Source organism: Nocardiopsis sp. NPDC049922, from assembly GCF_040660275.1.
Lineage (GTDB): Bacteria > Actinomycetota > Actinomycetes > Streptosporangiales > Streptosporangiaceae > Nocardiopsis.
The window spans coordinates 202180-220377 of record NZ_JBFAME010000003.1 but is presented as its reverse complement, the minus strand read 5'-3'; the positions used below and the strand labels follow the sequence as shown (position 1 = coordinate 220377).

The 18198-nt window shown below is 73.9% G+C and carries 16 protein-coding genes; 8 read left to right on the top strand and 8 right to left on the bottom strand.

What is annotated here, in order from left to right:
• Positions 1 to 54: 54 nt before the first annotated feature.
• The 3 genes from AB0I72_RS07620 to AB0I72_RS07610 all read left to right on the top strand — a co-directional run bounded on the left by AB0I72_RS07620 (position 55) and on the right by AB0I72_RS07610 (position 4095).
• On the top strand, positions 55 to 597 hold the full coding sequence (locus tag AB0I72_RS07620; RefSeq protein ID WP_358564130.1) for a GNAT family N-acetyltransferase: 543 nt from the start codon (positions 55 to 57) through the stop codon (positions 595 to 597).
• Between the two features lie 114 nt (positions 598 to 711).
• The gene (locus AB0I72_RS07615; protein WP_358564128.1) at positions 712 to 1947 is read left to right on the top strand and encodes a hypothetical protein; all 1236 of its coding nucleotides are present in this window, start codon (positions 712 to 714) and stop codon (positions 1945 to 1947) included.
• A 75-nt stretch (positions 1948 to 2022) separates the two neighbouring features.
• Positions 2023 to 4095: an FUSC family protein gene (locus tag AB0I72_RS07610; protein WP_358564587.1), complete on the top strand. Its 2073-nt coding sequence runs from the start codon at positions 2023 to 2025 to the stop codon at positions 4093 to 4095.
• A gap of 66 nt (positions 4096 to 4161) precedes the next feature.
• Here the strand turns inward: AB0I72_RS07610 and AB0I72_RS07605 are convergent, their stop codons facing one another.
• On the bottom strand, positions 4162 to 4815 hold the full coding sequence (locus AB0I72_RS07605) for a cyclase family protein (protein ID WP_358564126.1): 654 nt from the start codon (positions 4813 to 4815) through the stop codon (positions 4162 to 4164).
• Between the two features lie 247 nt (positions 4816 to 5062).
• Here AB0I72_RS07605 and AB0I72_RS07600 point away from each other — a divergent pair, with 247 nt between their 5' ends.
• The 3 genes from AB0I72_RS07600 to AB0I72_RS07590 all read left to right on the top strand — a co-directional run bounded on the left by AB0I72_RS07600 (position 5063) and on the right by AB0I72_RS07590 (position 10108).
• A complete protein-coding gene (locus AB0I72_RS07600; RefSeq protein WP_358564124.1) occupies positions 5063 to 5749 on the top strand; it encodes a lysophospholipid acyltransferase family protein in 687 nt (228 codons plus the stop codon).
• A 335-nt stretch (positions 5750 to 6084) separates the two neighbouring features.
• Positions 6085 to 7431 (top strand): FAD-dependent oxidoreductase, encoded by a 1347-nt coding sequence (locus AB0I72_RS07595; RefSeq protein ID WP_358564585.1) that lies wholly within the window; start codon positions 6085 to 6087, stop codon positions 7429 to 7431.
• Between the two features lie 385 nt (positions 7432 to 7816).
• Positions 7817 to 10108 carry a penicillin-binding transpeptidase domain-containing protein gene (locus AB0I72_RS07590; protein WP_358564122.1) on the top strand — a complete coding sequence of 764 codons (2292 nt, stop codon included), beginning with the start codon at positions 7817 to 7819 and terminating at the stop codon, positions 10106 to 10108.
• 24 nt (positions 10109 to 10132) lie between these two features.
• Here AB0I72_RS07590 and AB0I72_RS07585 read toward each other — a convergent pair whose 3' ends face one another.
• The 6 genes from AB0I72_RS07585 to AB0I72_RS07560 all read right to left on the bottom strand — a co-directional run bounded on the left by AB0I72_RS07585 (position 10133) and on the right by AB0I72_RS07560 (position 14817).
• Positions 10133 to 10459 (bottom strand): DUF3040 domain-containing protein, encoded by a 327-nt coding sequence (locus AB0I72_RS07585; protein ID WP_358564120.1) that lies wholly within the window; start codon positions 10457 to 10459, stop codon positions 10133 to 10135.
• 187 nt (positions 10460 to 10646) lie between these two features.
• Entirely contained in the window at positions 10647 to 11750 is a 1104-nt protein-coding gene (locus AB0I72_RS07580; protein WP_358564118.1) for an ABC transporter ATP-binding protein, read from the bottom strand.
• Positions 11747 to 12568: a molybdate ABC transporter permease subunit gene (modB, locus tag AB0I72_RS07575; protein WP_358564116.1), complete on the bottom strand. Its 822-nt coding sequence runs from the start codon at positions 12566 to 12568 to the stop codon at positions 11747 to 11749. Before modB ends, AB0I72_RS07580 begins: the two co-directional genes overlap by 4 nt.
• Entirely contained in the window at positions 12565 to 13422 is an 858-nt protein-coding gene (modA, locus tag AB0I72_RS07570; RefSeq protein ID WP_358564114.1) for a molybdate ABC transporter substrate-binding protein, read from the bottom strand. Before modA ends, modB begins: the two co-directional genes overlap by 4 nt.
• Positions 13415 to 13816, bottom strand: coding sequence for a TOBE domain-containing protein (locus AB0I72_RS07565; RefSeq protein WP_358564112.1), 402 nt, complete (start codon positions 13814 to 13816; stop codon positions 13415 to 13417). The genes modA and AB0I72_RS07565 overlap by 8 nt, the downstream gene beginning before the upstream one ends.
• A 233-nt stretch (positions 13817 to 14049) precedes the next feature.
• On the bottom strand, positions 14050 to 14817 hold the full coding sequence (locus AB0I72_RS07560; RefSeq protein WP_358564110.1) for a class I SAM-dependent methyltransferase: 768 nt from the start codon (positions 14815 to 14817) through the stop codon (positions 14050 to 14052).
• A 573-nt stretch (positions 14818 to 15390) separates the two neighbouring features.
• On the opposite strand from AB0I72_RS07560, the gene AB0I72_RS07555 reads away from it, so the two are divergent.
• Entirely contained in the window at positions 15391 to 16107 is a 717-nt protein-coding gene (locus tag AB0I72_RS07555) for a nuclear transport factor 2 family protein (protein ID WP_358564108.1), read from the top strand.
• Positions 16108 to 16232: 125 nt separating this feature from the next.
• Here the strand turns inward: AB0I72_RS07555 and AB0I72_RS07550 are convergent, their stop codons facing one another.
• The gene (locus tag AB0I72_RS07550) at positions 16233 to 17135 is read right to left on the bottom strand and encodes a class I SAM-dependent methyltransferase (RefSeq protein ID WP_358564106.1); all 903 of its coding nucleotides are present in this window, start codon (positions 17133 to 17135) and stop codon (positions 16233 to 16235) included.
• 233 nt (positions 17136 to 17368) lie between these two features.
• Between AB0I72_RS07550 and AB0I72_RS07545 the strand changes: the two genes are divergently transcribed.
• A complete protein-coding gene (locus AB0I72_RS07545) occupies positions 17369 to 17968 on the top strand; it encodes an XRE family transcriptional regulator (RefSeq protein WP_358564104.1) in 600 nt (199 codons plus the stop codon).
• Positions 17969 to 18198: the final 230 nt, after the last annotated feature.

Here is an 18198-nt window from a genome sequence, read left to right as displayed (position 1 = left end):
GGATCAGCACCCAATGCTGGTGGAACGGGTGGAAAGAACATGCAAACTTCGCTGATGACCAAACCTCGGCCGTCTGACGTCGGCGTCCTCAGCTTTCGCTACCTGGGCGCTCATGAGGTGGACGAGCTCGTGGACCTGTGGGGCGCCCTCCACCAGCAGCACACGGTGACGGCCCCGCATCTCGCGGACATCATCAGCGCCGTGAGCCTGGACGAGTCGTGGCGCCGCCGCCGCGCCCAGTACGTCTCCTGGCTCGCCGACCCCGACACCATGGCGATCCTCGCCGAGAGCGGCGACGACCCCGCCGGGTACGCGATGGTGACCATCCGCGAGAACGCCCAGGGCAGCTGGGACCGGGGCGAACGCGTCGCGGTCGTGCAGACCTTCGCCATCGACCCGGAGTACGCCGGCAGCGGCGTCGGCTCCAAGCTCCTGGAGGAGATGCGCCGTCAGCTCTCCGCGATGGGCGTGCGCGACATCGAGTTCTCCGCGCTGGCGACCAGCTCCGAGGACATCCGCTTCCTGGAGCAGGAGGGCTTCCGGCCGTTCGTGACCACGATGGTCTGCCGCGTCGACGGGTTCGGCGCGCACGACTGAGGCACGGACCGGTGGCCCCGTCCCGCCCCCGTGCGGTCCCCCGGCACGGGGGCGGGCGCACGCCCGCCCCGACACGCCCGGCGCGGGGCGCGGCGAACCGCTACGCTCACCCCCGTGGCCACCTCCGACTCCAACACGTGCAACTTCCCCGGCTGTGACCGGCCCGTGCCCCGCGGCTCCTCCCCCGGCCGCCCGCCCGAGTACTGCGACCTGCCCGAGCACACCCGGTGGCGCGCCTGGCGCGAACGGCAGCGCCTGGCGCAGGAGTCGGAACGCCGCGAGGAGGAGGCCGTGCTCGCCGCGGGCGACGCCCCCGCCGCCCCCGCCGAACCGGTGACCGCCGCCCGGCTGCGCGCGGACGACCTCCTCACCCGTTTCTCCGTGCAGAGCGAGCAGATGGCCGAGACCCTGCGCTCGGCGGCCGAGGCCTTCCGCACCATGACCGACCCCGCCGAGGCCGAGGCCCAGGTCGAGGCGGCCCGGCTCGCGGGCGCCCGGCGCGCGGCCGAGGCCGACGCCGCCCGGTTGGAGGCCGAGAACCGGCGCCGCGAGGCCGAGTCGGCCCGGCGCGTGGCCGAGGACGCGGCGGCGTCGGCGGTGGCCGCCACCCAGGCCGCCGAGCGCATCGCCGAGGAGGCGCTGGAGCGCAGGGACGCGGCCGAGTCCGAGCGCGACCTCCTCCGGGACGAGGCCGCGCTGGCGAGGGCCGATCGCGACGCCGCCGTCGCCGAGGCCAACGCCGGTCTGGCCGCCGCGCACCGCCGGGTCGCCGAGGCCGACGCGCGCGCCCGGCGGGAGGTGGAGCGGGTCCGGGGCGAGCTGGAGCACGCCCGCGCCGAGGCCGCGCGCCGCCTCCAGCACGCGCACGCCGAGGCCGAGCAGCTCAGGGCGGAGGCGGTCGAGTACGCCCGGCTGCGCGACGAGGCCACCGTGGCCGCGGAACGGGCCACCGCCCGGGCCGAGGGCGCCGAGGCGCGGGCCCGCGAGGCGGCGGAGGCGCTGACCGCCGAACGCGCCCGCTTCGACACCGAGGTGGAGCGCGCCCACGAGCGGCGCGAGGCCGACCGCGCCGCTGCCGACGCCGAGCGCGCGCGGCTGACCGCCGAGCTGGAGCGCGCCGACGCCGAACGCGCCCGCCTGGCCGCCGAGCTGGAGACCCAGCGCCGCAACGCCGAGATCACGCTCGGCGAGTCCCGCACGGCCGCGGCCGCCCGTCTGGCCGTCGCCGAGGAGGCACGCGCCCGCGCGGAGGAACGCGCCGAGCGCGCCGAGGCCGCGCTCCGGGACGGCGACGGGGCCGATCCGGCACTGGCCGGTTCGGACACACGCGCCGCCGACACCCACCAATAGCCACAAATCTCCCCTTTGTCCCGTTCTAGGATGGAAGTCGTGCGAGATCTGGGAACGACCGGCGACACCGGCCCGATGCACCTGGGCGGGCCACCCGGTCAGGGACCCGAGCGCGCCCGCGTGGCGGAGCGCCCCCGGCCCAGGGTCGACCTCAAGGCGGTGTTCGGCCTGGAGTCGGGCACGTGGGCCTGGACCACCGCCGTGCAGGCGGCGGTCGCGATGGCCACGTCCTTCGGGCTGGCCGCGTGGCTGCTGGGCCCCGAGATCGGCACCCTGGCGGCCCTGGGCTCCATGACGGTCCTCTACGAGAAGAAGACCCCCTACGTCTACCGGTCGGCCGCCCTGGCCCTGGTCGGGCTGGGGTTCGTCGCCAGCGTGACCCTCGGATCGCTGGCCTCGGCGCTGTCGGTGTGGGCGTCGGTCGCGGTGATCGGGCTCATCGCCGGGCTCGCCACCTGGGTCTGCGCCGCCTGGCGGGTGGACAAGCCCGGACCGCTCTTCTTCGTCCTGGTCTGCGCGATCTCCACGATCGCCCCCGGCGGGCTGTCCGACGTGCCGCTGCACGCCGGCGTGGCGGCGATGGGCGCGGCGATCGGCTGGGCGGTGTCGATGTCGGGCGCGCCCGTCCGCGCCCGGCACCCCGAGTACCGCGCGGTCGCGGAGGCCTACCGGGAGCTCGCCGCGCTGCTGCGCGCGGTCGGGACCCCCGAACTCGACCACGCCCAGCACCGCGCGTCGGTGGCGGTCGCCGAGGCCTGGCGGATCGTCCTGCTCGCGCAGACCCGCGGCTACCGCGCCACCCCCGAGGCTGCCCGGCTGCGCTCACTCCTGCGCTGGGTGTCCGACATCCACCTGGCCACCACCCAGGTGTGCATGGCGCGGACCACGCCCCTGCCTGAGGGCGCCGCCGCGTTCGCCGACCGGCTGGTGCCCGCGATCGCCGACGCGGATCTGTCGCCCGACCCCACCGACCTGGACGACCTGCGGCGCGGCATGCGCCCCCGCTCCCTGGAGGCCCGGCTGTACGGGCTGCTGGCCAGGACGGCCCAGTCCGCGCACCGGCCCGGCCACGACGAGGAGGACGAACGCGCCCGCGCCTTGGACGACCAGCGCTACCCGGCACTGTGGGGCGCGCTGCGCTCCAGCCTGAGCGCCGAGTCCCTGATCCGGCCGACCGCGCTGCGCATGTGGATCACGGTGACCCTGGGCGGCATGTTCGGACTGTGGATCGGTCTGGACCACTACTACTGGGTGGCGATCACCGCGACCGCCGTCCTGCAGGGCGGCAACGTCGTCCTGACCACCAACCGGGCGGTGCAGCGCTCGCTGGGCACCCTGATCGGCGTGGTCGTCGGCGCGTTCCTGCTCACACTCGACCTGCCGCTCCCCACGGTCGTGGTCCTGGCCGGAACCTTCCAGGGTCTGACGCAGCTGGTCGTGGGGCGCAGCTTCTTCTACGCGTCGGTGGCGCTCACCCCGATGGCCCTGCTGCTGTCCTACACCGCCTCCCCGCACCCGATCACGGCGCTGGCGGAGTCGCGCATCATCGACACCGTGATCGGCTCGGTGTTCGGGCTGGCCGGGGCGCTGCTGCTGTGGCGGGGCGCGTCGGCGACCCGGCTGCCGCAGGCGATCAGCGGCGTCCTGGACACGGCCCGCCAGTGCGTGGTGGCGGTGCTCGACCAGGACCTGCCGCTCGGCCCGGAACGCCGCTACCAGCTGCGCCGCGACATGCGCGCCGCCCTGGTCAACCTGCGCGGCGTCTACGAGAGCGCGATCGGCGACGTGCCCCGCGCCGCCTCCACCCGCCCGCTGTGGCCGGTGGTGGTGGCCACGCAGCGCACCGGGTACCTGGCGCTGTCCGCGCTGGCTCTGGAGCACCCCACGCCGGTGGGCATCATCACGCTGCAACGGGTGGACCTGGCCTTCAAGGAGCTGGTCGCCTCGATGGACGAGCGACGCACACCGCGTCTGGGCGCGCTGCCGAGGCTGCCCGCCTACCCGCGGATCAACATGGAGCTGCGGGCGCTGTCCAACGCGATGACCAACGCGGTCGCCCAGGACGAGCGCGCGGCCCAGCAGGAGGCCGAACGGCGTGCCCAGAGGGAGAGGCGGCGCGCCCAGAAGGACGTGGACGCCGACCTCTGAGGGATCCCCGTTCCCGGGGAGGAGACCGGCGTCCAGGGGCGGTTCCGCGAGCCGACCGGGCAGCGGTCAGCGGAGCACGGCGAAGGCGCGCACCGGGAAGGCGGCCATCCCGCGCACCTTCGCGGGCACGGCGTGGAAGGCGAACCCCTCCTCGGGCAGCTGGTCGAGCAGGCACAGGTGGGACACGACCGGGATGCCCGCCGCCAACAGGACGGCGAGCGCGGGGCGGGCGCCCTCGGCGGCGGGCGAGGTGTCGTCCACGCCGATCCCGTCGATGCCGACCAGGGCGGCGCCGCCGTCGACGAGGACCTTGGCCGCGTCCTCCGTCAGGTGGGGGTGGTCGGAGCTCCCGTAGGCGTCGGTGCGCCAGTGCCGGTCCCAGCCGGTGCGCACGAGCACGGCCCGGCCGCGCACGTCGACGCCGGAGAAGGCGTCCGGGCCGATCGCACGACCGGAGGCGGGGGTGACGACCACGCCCGGCAGGTCGGCGACCCGCTCCAGGTCGAGGTCGGCCAGGTCGGCTCCGTCCCGGTACCGGTGGGAGGGCATCTCCACGTACGTGCCGGTGGCGCCGACCATGGTGACCCGACCGCTGCTGGCCTCGTGACCGGACTCGGCGCCCCAGGAGGCGCTCCCCTCCTCCACGACCGGCTCCGGCAGGCCACGACAGGTGGTCATCCCGTCGGTGATCTGGTGGCTGACGTCGACCAGTTTCCGCATGGCTGTTTCCTCGCTCAGCGTCGGCGCGACCTCCGGGCCCTCGCCAGAGGTCTAGACCAAGAGCCTAGCGCGTGTGGCGCACGTCACGGCAGAGGGACGAACGAGGAAAAAGGCGGGACGAGGGCGCTGGACCGGGACACACCACCCGCCCCCGGACCCCGATAGGCTCGGAGGCAACACGGCGGTGGACCGTGGCGCCCTCGGCCCCCGCACCACCCGGCAACCATGGAGAAGGGGCGACCTCATCGTGTCACTGTACGGAGCCGCCAAGGTCGTCCTCGCGCCCGCGACACGCCTGGTCTGGCCGCAGCGCGTGGAGGGCGTCCACCACGTCCCCGCGCGGGGACCGGTGATCCTGGCCGCCAACCACCTCGCCCTGATCGACCCGCTCTTCATCGGGGTGGCCTGTCCGCGGCCGGTGCGGTTCATCGCCAAGCAGGAGCTCTTCGACGAGGGAACCCTGCCCAAGCGGGCCCTCACCCGCGCGCTGCGCGCCATCGGGCAGCTCTCGGTCGACCGCCGCCCGGGCCAGAGCGCCCAGGAGGCCATGGACAACAGCCTGGACGTGCTGCGCGGCGGCGAGGTGTTCGGGATCTTCCCCGAGGGCACGCGCTCCCCCGACGGCCGCCTCTACCGGGGCCAGACCGGACTGGCCTGGCTCGCCCTGACCACGGGCGCCCCCGTGGTTCCGGTCGCGCTGGCCGGGACCGAGCGCATCCTGCCCGGCGGGCGGCGGATCCCCTCGTTCAACCGCGTCGGGGTGCGGTTCGGGGAGTCGGTGGACCTGTCCGCGTGGGAGGGCCAGGCGCACAGGGCCAAGGCGCGCCGCGCGGCCACGGACGCCATCATGGCCGCGATCGCCAAGCTGTCCGGCCAGGAACAGGTGCCCCGGTTCGCCGCGTCGGTCAAGGCCGAACTGCCCCGGCGGAGCTGACCTCGGTCGCCTCCGTCCGGCCTGGCGCCCCAGCGTCGGACGGTGACTTTCCCCACACCCGGCCGCGGGCTGATCCGCCCTTGACCGGGTGTTGACCCCCGGTGAGGGACCCCTGCGGGGCACGCCGGAGGGGCCGCCGACCCGGCTCCCACCTGGGATGCCGCACGCGCGGCCCCGCACGCGCGCCCAGCGCCCCCTCGGGGCGGTGAGCGCAATTGCCTACCTTTATAGTAGGTTTTCCCGGTGCCACCACCGGTTAGATTAGGTAAGCCTAACCAATGGCGTCCGACCTTGGCGCGAAGACTTGGAGCTGTGCGATGACGCGACCACTGCGAGTGGGAATCGTGGGTGCGGGGCCCGCGGGCATTTACGCCGCGGACCTGCTCACCAAGGACGAGACCCTGTCCGCGTGCGGCACGTCCGTCAGCATCGACATCCTCGACAAGCTGCCCTCCCCCTACGGGCTGGTCCGCTACGGCGTCGCCCCCGACCACCCCCGGATCAAGCAGATCCAGGGGGCGCTGCACAAGATCCTGGACAAGCCCGAGATCACCTTCTACGGCAACGTCGAGTACGGCGTCGACCTCAAGCTCGAGGACCTGCGCCACCACTACGACGCCGTCGTCTTCGCGACGGGCAGCGACCGCGACCGGCCGCTGGACATCCCCGGCGTGGACCTGCCCGGCAGCCACGGCGCGGCGGACTTCGTCTTCTGGTACGACTCCCACCCCGACGTCTCCCCCTCCTGGCACGTCGAGGGCACCAGCGTGGCCGTGCTCGGCGCGGGCAACGTCGCCGTCGACGTCGCCCGGATCCTGGCCAAGAGCGCCGACGACCTCCTCGACACCGACATCACCGACAACGTCTACGACGGTCTGCGCGCCAAGCGGATCACCGACGTCCACGTCTTCGCGCGCCGCGGCATCGCGCAGTGCAAGGCCACCCCGATGGAGCTGCGCGAGCTGGACAAGCAGCCCGGCGTCGAGGTCATCGTCTACGCCGAGGACTTCGACATGGACGAGGGCAGCCTCCAGGCGTGCGAGGAGTCCAACCAGGTCAAGACGAACGTCAAGGTCCTCCAGAACTGGGCGATCCGCGACCCCAAGGGCGCCGAGCGCCGCCTGCACCTGCACTTCCTGCACCGCCCGGTGGAGATCCTCGGCGAGGACCGCGTGAGCGGCCTGCGCACCGAGCGCATGGAGCTGACCGGCGACGGCAACGTCAGGGGCACCGGCGAGTTCGTCGAGCACGAGGTCCAGGCGGTCTACCGCGCCATCGGCTACCTGGGCTCGCCCCTGGCCGACCTGCCCTTCGACGAGGACCGCGGTGTCGTCCCCAACGCCGAGGGCCGCGTCCTGGACCTGGACGAGCAGCCGATCGACGGCGTGTACGCCACCGGCTGGATCAAGCGCGGACCCGTGGGCCTGATCGGCCACACCAAGGGTGACGCGCTGGAGACCGTCACCAACCTGGTGGCCGACCGCGAGTCCCTCACCCCCGCCGGCGAGCCCGACCCGATCGCCTTCCGGGCCCTGCTGGAGGAGCGCGGCGTGCGCTACACCACCTGGGAGGGGTGGCAGCGGATCGAGGCCCGCGAGGAAGAGCTGGGCGCCGAGCGCGGCCGCAAGCGCCTCAAGCTGCTCTCCCGCGAGGAACAGACCAGCATCGCGCGCCAGGAGTAGTCCTGGGCGCGAGCGTCCCGGCCGGTCCCGCGCCCCTCTGCGGGACCGGCCACTTCGTGTTCCCACTCCTGGCCGGTTCTCACCGTGAGATCGCTCATGCGGTTCGGTGCCGTGTCCCGGAACAACGCGCGGGCCGCATGGGTTAGAGTCACTGTTGGTCGGTGTGGTAGCAAGTGTCCCCCGGGCCTCAACTATTGCCTTCGCGGAATACCGCGTACGGCCCCGCCCTCCGGGTGGGTGACCGTACGGACAGGAGCCCCGTTGTGCCCCGCGCCGAGAGGCGACCGCCATACCGACCATCAAACCTCGTGCCCCGCTCCCGCCTCGTGGTGGGAGTGGGGCATTGTGGTATGTCCCCTCAGAACGCAGCGAAGGACGATCAGGCGTGGATGATTGGTCCCCCCGGCAGCCGGATTCCTCCGGTTCGCCCGACGACGCGGACGGCACGCGATCCCAGGGCCCCCGGCCCGGGAACCCCTATCGCATCCCGAGCCGGGCGGAGGAGCCCCGCGGCCCCGCGCCCGGGCCCCCCGGCCCCGCCGGACCCGCGGCTCCCCCCGAGACCCCACCCGCCTCCCAGCTCCCCGAGGCTCCCCAGGTCCCCGACACCCCCCAGGCCCCCGGGGCGCCCCGCATCCCGGACGGCCTCCACGACGACTGGGGCACTCCGGTCCCCCAGCCGTACACGGGCGCCTCGGAGGACGACGCCCAGGCCCACCGCGAGCAGCCGTTCCGCCCGGACGTCCCCCCACGTCAGGACGTTCCCGGGCACCAGGGCGACACGCCCTATCCGGTCCCCGCGTCCGCGCACGGCGACGGCTGGGACCGGCCCGATCAGGCCCACGGTCCGCACACCCCCCAGCGTCCGGACCCGGCCGGGTCGGCCGCGGGCGGTCCGGGCGGTCCGGGCGGTCCGGGCGCCGAAGGATTCGAGTACCTCTACGGCGGTGCGGGCGGCCCCGGCGGCCCGGAGGGCCCCGAGGGGCCGTACGGTCCCGGCGATCCCGCCTCCCCCGAACCGCCGAGACGGCGCTCCCGTCGCGGCCTGCTCATCGGCGTGATCGCCGCGGTGGTCGTGCTGGCACTGGTCGGCGGCGGGGTGTCCTGGTTCGTGCTGACCCGCCCCCAACCGGAGGAGGCGCTCGCCGCGTACTCCACCGCCTGGGAGGAGCGCGACTACGAGCGTCTGGCCGCCGTCACCACCGGGGGCGACGCCGCCGCCGTGATGACCGCGATCGACGAGGGACTCGGCCTGGAGTCGGTCTCCGTCGAGGTCGGCGCACCCACCGTCGACGGAGGCGGCGGCAGTGCGCCCTACGAGGTCACCGTCGGCCTGACCAACGCCAGTGACTGGGGGTGGGAGGGCGAGCTCCCGCTCCTGCGCGAGGACGGCGAGTGGCGGATCGCGTTCGCCCCCGAGGTCGCCCACCCCGAGCTCGGGGAGGGCCAGGTCCTGGCCCGCACCGCGGTCTGGGGCGAGCGGGGGCACGTCCTGGCCGCCGACGGCACCCAGCTCGACGACGCGACCGGTTCGCTCCAGATGCTCGTCGGCTCCCTGGGCGAGGCCACCGCGGAGGACGTCGAGCGGCTCGGCCCGGCCTACCGCGTCGGCGACACCATCGGCGTCTCGGGGCTCCAGCAGACCTACGAGGAGCGGCTGGCCGGTCAGGCGGCCACGACCATCCTGCGGGTCGACGCGGCCGCGGCCGAGGACCCCGACTCGCTGGAGGCCACCGAGGAGAACACGCTCGCGACCCTCGACGGCAGCGACGGCCAGGACGTCACCACGAGCATCGACCTGGCCGTGCAGGACGCGGCGGCCACCGCGATCCTCACCGCGGAGGACCCCGCCGGCATGGTCGCCGTGCGCCCCTCGACCGGCGAGATCCTGGCGGTGGTGAACGTCCCGGGCGGCTTCAACCGGGCCTTCGAGGGCCAGTACCCGCCCGGCTCCTCGTTCAAGATCATCTCCTACAGCGCGTTGCTCGACTCCGGTCTGACCGCCGACGCGGCGATGCAGTGCCCGGAGGAGTACAACCCGGGCGGCTGGGACTTCGTCAACGCGGGCGGGGCCGGCTACGGCGAGCAGACGATGACCGAGGCGTTCGCGACCTCCTGCAACACGGCCCTGGTCGCCGAGATCATCGAGCGCTCGTCAGCGGAGGCTCTGACGGCCAGCGCGGAGCAGTTCGGCATGAACGCGCCGCTGGACATCGGGGTGCCCACCCTCGAACCCAGCTTCCCGACCCCGGACGGCTCCGTCATGCTGGGGGCGCAGAGCATCGGTCAGGGCCAGGTCGTGTCCCCGCCGCTGCACATGGCCACCGTTCCGGCCGCGATCGCCGACGGCTCCTGGCGCCACCCGGTGCTGGTGACCGAACCCGCCCGCGACGGCCTGCCCGAGCCGACCCCGGTCCCCCACGCCGAGGCGATCCGGCCGATGATGCGCGCGGTCGTCACCGACGGCACGGCCAGCGAGGCCGGTTTCCAGGGCGAGGTGTACGGCAAGACCGGCAGCGCCGAGTTCGGCACGGCGGACGAGGACGGGGAACTGCCCACCCACGCGTGGATGGTCGGATACCAGGGCGACGTCGCCTTCGCCCTGGTGGTCGAGGGCGGCGGTGGCGGCGGGTCCGTGGCCGGTCCGATCGCCGCGCGGTTCACCAACGCGCTCTGACCGGCGTCTCCGGCACGCCGTGGCTCACGGCGCCGTCCCGGCCGGGTCCATCCCGACCGGGGCGGGAGCCACCGGCGTGTCGGCGGGCTCGCTGGTCTCGGCCGGTTCGGGCGGTGAGGGCGGCGGCGCGCTCGGGGTGAGGACGAAGAGCAGCACCAACAACCCGGCGGTGACCGCCGCGATCACGGCGCACGCCACCCACGGCCGCCACCCGCTCAGGCTGGGGTCGAGCGGGGCGTCGGGATCGTCCGACCCGAACGCCGACAGGCGTCCGGCCAGATCCGGCGCCTCCTCGCTGAGCTGACGTTCGATCTCCGCGAGGATTCTTCGCTCATGCTCTCTCAAGGACATGGCACCCTCCTCAGCCGCCGGGGGGAAGGACTGTCATCACCGGGTGCTTTCAGTCTCCCCCGGGTGGGGGTCAGATATCCAGGGTCCGCGGGTTTTCCTCGGTCGGATTCGGGCATTTCCCCGCTGGGCGTATGCCCTGGTCGGGGCCTCCGTCACCGCGTCCCCGCCGGTGAGCGGCCCGCGGCGGTCACCCCGGATAGCACTCCACCTCGGCGGCCTTGACGGCCGCCCACACGACCGTGCCGCGGACCAGTCCCAGCTCGGCCAGCGCGGCCGGGCTGATGTCGGCCGCCAGCGGCATCGGCCCCGTCAGGCGGACCCGGACCTGGTCCCCGAACCGCTCGACCCCGTCCACGGTGAGCCGCCACAGGTTGCGGGGGCTGCCGTGCGGTCGGTCCGCGTACAGGGCGACGGACCTCGGCGGGAAGGCCACCAGGACCTCGCCGGTGTGCGGCTCGTGTACGTGGACCGCCGGGGGCTCCGCCGCGTCCGGCCGCTCCACGGTCACCTCGGTCCCCTCGGCGGCGCCCCGGAAGAGGTTGAGCCCGACCAGGCGCGCCACGTACGGGGTGCGGGGCCGCCGGGCCACCTCGGCCGGGGTCCCCTGCTGCACGATCCGGCCCGACTCGACCACGGCGACGCGGTCGGCCAGGACCATCGCGTCCAGCGGGTCGTGGGTGACCAGGACCGCCGCGCCGTCGTACCCCTCCAGCAGGTGGCGAAGGCGCGCGCGCACGTCGACGCGGGTGCTGGCGTCCAGGGCCGCCATCGGCTCGTCCAGGAGCAGCAGCCGGGGGCGCACCGCGAGCGCCCGGGCCAGCGCGACCCGCTGGGCCTGACCGCCCGAGAGCCGGCCCGGCCGGGAGCGCGCGTGGGCGGCCAGGTCCATGCCCTCCAGCAGTACGGCCGCCCGTGCGCGCGCCGCCGCCTTGGACAGGCCCTGGCAGCGCGGCCCGAAGGCGACGTTGTCCAGGGCACTCATGTGGCGGAAGAGCAGGTAGTCCTGGAAGACCACGCCGATGGGGCGGCGTTCGACCGGTGTCGTGGTCTCGTCCCGGCCGCCGATCCGCACGTGCCCGTCGGTGAGCGGGACCAGCCCGGCCAGGGCGCGCAGGGCCGAGGACTTGCCCGCGCCGTTGGGGCCGAGCAGGGCCAGGACCTCGCCCGGGGCGACCTCCAGGGAGACGTCGAGGGTGAAGTCCCCCCGGGTGAGGCGCAGGCGGGCGTCGAGCGCGGGCCTCTCGGCCCCGGGTCCGGCCGCCGGGGCGTGCCGGTCGTCGGTCGTGGTCATGTCCACCTCCCGCGCAGGCTGGCCAGGACGGCCAGGGAGACGAGCAGCAGGACGAGGCTGAGCACGACGGCGGCCTCGGGGTCGCGCTGCATGGCCATGTAGACGGCCAGGGGCATGGTCTGGGTGGTGCCGGGGAAGTTTCCGGCGAAGGTGATGGTGGCGCCGAACTCGCCCAGGGCGCGGGCCCAGCACAGGGCCGCGCCCGCGCCGACGCCCGGCAGGACCGTGGGCAGGGTGACGCGGGCGAAGACGGTGGTGCGGCTGGCGCCGAGGGTGGCGGCGGCCTCCTCGAAGCGGCGGTCCGCCCCGCGCAGCGCGCCCTCCACGCTCACGACCAGGAAGGGCATCGCCACGAACACCTGGGCGATGACGACGGCGGCCGTGGTGAACGGCAGTGTCAGGCCGAACCAGGCGTCGAGGTGGCGGCCGACCAGCCCGTTGCGTCCCAGGACCAGGAGCAGCGCGACACCGCCGACCACCGGCGGGATGACCAGGGGGACGGTGATCAGGGCGCGGACCAGGTGCCGCCCGGGGAACTCGGTGCGGGCCAGCAGCCAGGCCAGGGGCACGCCCAGGACCAGGCAGACGGCCGTGGCGACGGTCGCGGTGGACAGGGACAGCCACAGCGCGGACAGCACCGCCGGGTCGGTGATCCGTTCGCCCATGGTCGCCCAGGGGGCGCGGACCAGCAGGCCGACCAGGGGCAGGACCAGGAAGGCGACGCCGAGCAGGGCGGGGACGACGAGGACCCAGGGCACACGCCCGGAGCGGGCGCGCAGCGCGCGCCCGCGGGCGGGGGTGGGGGCGGGGGTGGTCACGGCGCCCCGAACCCGGCGGCGGTGAGCACGTCGGCGCCGGTGTCGGACAGGACGAGGTCGACCCAGGCGGCGGCCAGCTCGGGCTCGGGGGCGTCGGCCAGGACACCGAGGGGGTAGGCGTTGACCGCGGAGGCGGACTCGGGGAAGTCGACGCCCTCGACGGCGTCCCCGGCGGCGGCGACGTCCGTGGCGTAGACCAGCCCGGCGTCGACCTCGCCGAGTTCGACCTTGGTCAGGACGGCGCGGACGTCCTCCTCCAGGGTGACCGCCGCGATCTCGACGCCCGCCTGGTCGGTGACGGCGGCGGTGGCCGCGCCGCACGGGACCTCCGGCGCGCACAGGGCGGTGGTCACGGAGCCGTCGGCGAGGTCGGCCAGGCCCCCGACCCCGGCGGGGTTGCCCGGGGGCACGGCGATGCGCAGCGTGTTGGTGGCGAAGATCGCGCCGTCCTCGCCGTGGTCGCCGTGGTCGGCGGCCCAGGCGGTGTCCAGCCCCGATCCGTCGACGACCAGGGCCATGGTGTCGGTGTCGGCGGCGGCGAAGACGTCGGCGGGGGCGCCGGAGTTGATCTGGGCGGCCAGGGCGCTGCTGCCCGCGAAGCTCAGCTCGACGTCGGCGTCGGGGTTGCGGGCCTCGAACTCCTCGGCGAGGTCGGTGAAGACGTCGGTGAGGGAGGCGGCCGCCAGGACGGTCAGGGTGCCGGAGGCCGCCTGCTCCGCGTCGGCGCCCGAGGCGGCCTGGCCGGTGTCCTCGGCCGGGGAGCAGGCGGTCAGGGCGAGGGCCCCGGCCATGAGGGGGACGGCCCAGCGGAGGGCGGCGCCGCGGGGGCGCCGGGGGACGGGGGTCTCAGGCATGGCGGCCTCCGCCGGTCTCGACGACGACGTTGGTGGACTTGACGATCGCCGTGGCCAGGCCGCCGACCTGGAGACCGAGTTCGTCGGCGGCCTCGCGGCTCATCAGGGAGACCACGCGGTGGGGTCCGGCCTGGATCTCCACACTGGCCATGACGCCGTCGCGGGTGACGCTGGTGACCAGTCCGCGGAAGCGGTTGCGCGCGGAGGAGAACGCGCGGGCGGGGTCGTCCTCGGGGACGGCGCGCAGGTGCTGGGCGAGTGCGGCGCCGTCGAGCAGGCGTCGGCCCGACTCGTCGCGCGTGGCGGGGAGCCGACCGGAGTCGACCATGCGCCGGACGGTGTCGGCACTGACGCCGAGGAGCTCCGCGGCGTCACTGATCCGGTACGTGGGCATGGGGAGAACATAGCACTGGCTTCAGCGACCCTTCCACGGGAGACAGGATCGCATCTGCGATCTTGTGCGGATCATCAAATGGGATGTGCGAGGCCAGCGCCACTTCGTGGGTTCGTCCGTCCCCGTAGCCGCGAAGCGGCCCAACGGAGCAACGGCCCAGCGGAGCAACGGCCCAACGGAGCAACGGCCCAACGGAGCAACGGCCCAACGGCCCAACGGCCCAACGGAGCTGCCTAGCCGCGGTTGCCCAGGAAGAGTTCGGAGCGGTAGGCGATCTCCAGACGTCCGTCGTGTGCGTGGGCCCCGCACAGTTCGCGCACCCGGTCGAGGAACCCCGCGCCCTCGTGGTCGATCGCCCGTCGCACCCGGGTCGAGGACGCGGCCATGTGCACGAAGTCGGCGACGTCCACGCGGTCGCGCCAGGTGAGGACGAAGACGCCGACGTGGCCGCCCGTGGGGTCGAAGCCCGCGGCGAGCTCACCGGCGATGTCGAAGTCGCGGTACCGGCGGGTGTAGCCGGGGCTGTGCCGTTCCAGCAGGTCCTCGTAGGCGTCGAGGAACGCGCTGAGGGTGTAGTCGCGGTTGTTCTGCATGACCGCGAGCAGGCCGCCCGGCGCCAACGCCCGCACGCAGGCCGCGACGAACCGGGGTCGGTCCATCCACTGGTAGGCCTGCGCGGCCACGACGAGCTGGACGGGCGCGTCGAGCCCCTCGACGAACGGCTCGGCGGCGCCGACCGTCCACCGCACGTCCGGGAACTTCTCCCGGCCGCGGTCCACCATGTCCTCGGACACGTCGACGGCCAGGTAGCGGGCGGCCTCCCCCAGCACGGGGCGCAGTCCCTCCAGTGCGATTCCGGTGCCCGCGCCCGCGTCGACGACGGTCGTCTCGGGAAAGGCCGAGAGCTCGGCCGCGATGGTCCTGAAGAATTCCTTCGGATACCGGGGCCTATACCGGTCGTAGTCTTCACTCAGGCCGTCGAACTTCTGTTTCGTCCCCATGCCCACGTCCCTTCCGAAATGGCCGGCGAAGCCCCTTGGCCAGAACGAACGGGTAAACGCCACGGGACCCCACCCGGAGATCAGCAGATGTGCGAAAAACCGAACGGGAAACGGATCTCGACGACGACCACCGTACCCGACCGGAGATCCGTCGCCGCTACCCGGACGGACCGAATCCGAAGGCCCCGTTCGCCCTTCCGTCCGGAAAGTCCGAGCGCCGGATACTTATACCGTGCGATTTGACCGAAACCGGCCACACGGATGAGGAGAACTCCGGCCTGGGAGATCACCGGACCGGAACGCGGGAAATCCTGCGGCGCGGAACCGCGCCCGGAACCGCGTCCGGGAAGGCGCCCGGAACCGCGCCCGGGAACGCGTCATCGCGGCGAAACTGCTCCGCCACGCCGTGGAAACGCCGTCGAAAAAGGGAAGGACTTGGACCATTTCCCGGCCGCCCCGTGCGCCGGGCCTCCGCTGACCGTCACCTGACCGTCCCTTGGGTGAACCGGTACCGGCGTCGGGCGCACGCTGGAAGTGGAAGCGCACACGCCCGCGTCCGGAAGGAGGCGGATCATGTCCGCCGCAGCCGAAACCGCCCGCCCCTTCGACGCCGACCTGCTCAAGCGGGCCGTGGAGACGCGCGACGCCGACACGTTCCTCGCGCAGTTCTCCGACGACGCGGAGCTGGAGATGTTCGACCGGCACACCCCGCCCAGCGCCCCGACCGTCCTGCACGGCCGGGAGGCCATCGCGGCCAGCATGCGGGAGCTGTTCGCCAGGGACATGACCCACGAGGTGCTCCAGTGCGTCGTCGAGGGCGACCACGCCGCCTACACCGAGCGGTGCTCCTACCCCGACGGCAGCAAGGTCATGAGCATGACGATGCTGGACCTGAGGGACGGCCGCATCGTCCACCAGGCCACCGTGCAGGCCTTCGACGAGGAGCACGCGACGCGGGCCGAGGTGGGCGACTTCGCCGCACCGGCCGAGAGCGAGGAGATGGAGCTGAGCCGCGTCGACATCGTGCACGTCGGCGGGACGGACATCATGCGGCTCACCCTCGAACCGGGCTGGCACTGGTCGGAGCACGTCGGCCCGCTCGCGGGCACCGACCTGTGCATGCTGGACCACTGCGGCTACGTCGTCTCCGGTTCGCTGCTCTGCCGGACACGGGACGGCGCCGAGACCACGTTCGAGGCCGGCCAGATCGCGTGCGTCCCGCCCGGCCACGACGCGCGGGTGCTCGGCGACGAGCCCGTGGTCCTCATCGACTGGAAGGCGAGGAACTAGGAGCGGGAGTGAGGAGTGGGAGTAGGAGCGGGGAGCGGGAGCGAGGAGTGAGAGTAGGAGTGAGGGGCGGGGAGCTGGAGTGAGGGGCGGGAGCGCGGTGTGCTCCCACCGTCTCCGGGCCCGGGTCAGCCGTCCTCGGTGCACGCGCGCGCGGTGTGCACCGTGGTGGCCGAGAGGTAGAACGCGTCCGGGCGCCACAGCACCCCGGTGGGCACGTCCGGGTCCACCAGGCGCTCCAGCGTGGCGCGGTCCTCGGCGTCGAGCCCCCCGCCGAGCGCGCTGAGCACGTGCGTCAGGTGGAGTCGCAGGTACTCCCGCACCCGGCTGTCCAACGGCGCCTGGTGGTCGGTGAGGAACGTCCTGCTCCCCGAAGGGACCAGACCGGCCCGCGCGAGCATGGCGGGCCAGTCCTCCACGACCGCCGTCGACCCCGGCAGCCCCTCGCGCATGTCCGCGAAGAACTCCTCCCACAGCACGTCCAGGCGCGCCTGGAGCCCGGGACGCCCGATGCCGATGTCGCGGGGCAGGAAGCGCGGCGGCAGACCGGTCTCGGCGATCGCGAGCAGCCCGCCGGGGCGCAGCGCCGCGGCGAGCCCGTCCAGTGCCCCCTGCTGGTCGCCGAGGTGGTGGACGGCCTGACTGGACCAGATCAGGTCCGCGGCGCCCAGCGCCCCCAGGTCGTCCGGCAGGTCCGCCCGCAGGGTCTCCACCCGCCCGTCGAGGCCCTCCCTCCCGGCGCGTGAGAGCGTGTGCTCCAGTAGCGGCTCCGACTGGTCGACCGCGACCACGCGGGCCGAGGGGAAGCGTCGTGCCAGCAGGCACGTGATGGCGCCGGGTCCGCTGCCCACGTCCAGGACGCGGCCCACGGTGGCGGCGCAGTCGTCGGCGCCGAGGAGGTCGTACAGCCAGTCGGCCGCCGCGCGCAGGTAGGGCCCGTTCACCTCCGCCTTGCGTTCCAGGTGCGTGACCATGCCCTCCCAGTCGATGTCGTCACCGTGGTGTGCGTGGTGTGCGTGGTGTGCGCTCATGTCTCGCCTGCCTTCGTGGAGCACGGTGTCGCCCCGACCGTCGGGGACGGAGCCAGGACAGGACCAGGGTGCGCGGGCGTCCGGGGCGGGGCAACTTCCGTTGCCGGTTCCGGGACGCGGGTCGCCGAACCGCCGTCCCCGCCCCGCGACGTCCCGCCTTCCCGGAAACGGCACCCTTCCCGGAAACGGCACGCCCGCTTGCCGCAACCGCGCCGGGCGTGTGGGATGGACACGTGCACGATCCCGACACGATCACCCGCGCCCTGTCCGAGGTCGGTCCCCGGCTGCGTCGGCTGCGCACCGACCGCGGCCTGACGCTGGCCGCGCTGTCGGAGCTCACCGGCATCTCCCGGAGCACCCTGTCCCGGCTGGAGTCGGGACAGCGCCGCCCCAGCCTCGAACTCCTGCTGCCGATCTCCCAGGCCCACCAGGTCCCCCTGGACGAGCTGGTCGGCGCGCCCGAGGTCGGCGACCCGCGTGTACGGCTCCGGCCGAGGCGCGTCCACGGGAGCACGGTGGTGCCGCTGACCGCCTTCCCCGGGCCGTTGCAGGCCTTCAAGATGATCCTGCCCGCCCGGCGCAGCACCCCCGAGCCCCGCGCGCACGAGGGCTACGAGTGGTTCTACGTGCTCTCCGGGCGGGTGCGCCTGGTCCTGGCCGACCACGACGTGATCCTCACCTCGGGCGAGGCCGCCGAGTTCGACACCCGGCTCCCCCACTGGTTCGGCACCGACGGGGAGGGCCCCGCCGAGATCCTCAGCCTCTTCGGCAGACAGGGCGAGCGCGTGCACGTCCGCGCCCGGCCCAGGAACGGCGGCGCGCCGGACGGGTGAGGCGGGCCGTGCGGCTGGCAGGGGGTCGTGCGGCCCCTACCAGACGTGAGGTCCCTACCAGGCGTGTGGCCTCTTACCAGACGTGGGGTCCCCTACCAGGCGTGAGGCCTCTTACCAGGCGTGAGGTCCCCTACCAGACGTGAGGTCCCCTACCAGGCGTGCGGACGACCGTGGTCGAAGAGCGGCATGCGCGTCGTCACAGCGCGGGCGAACGCCCGTGGCCAGGGGAA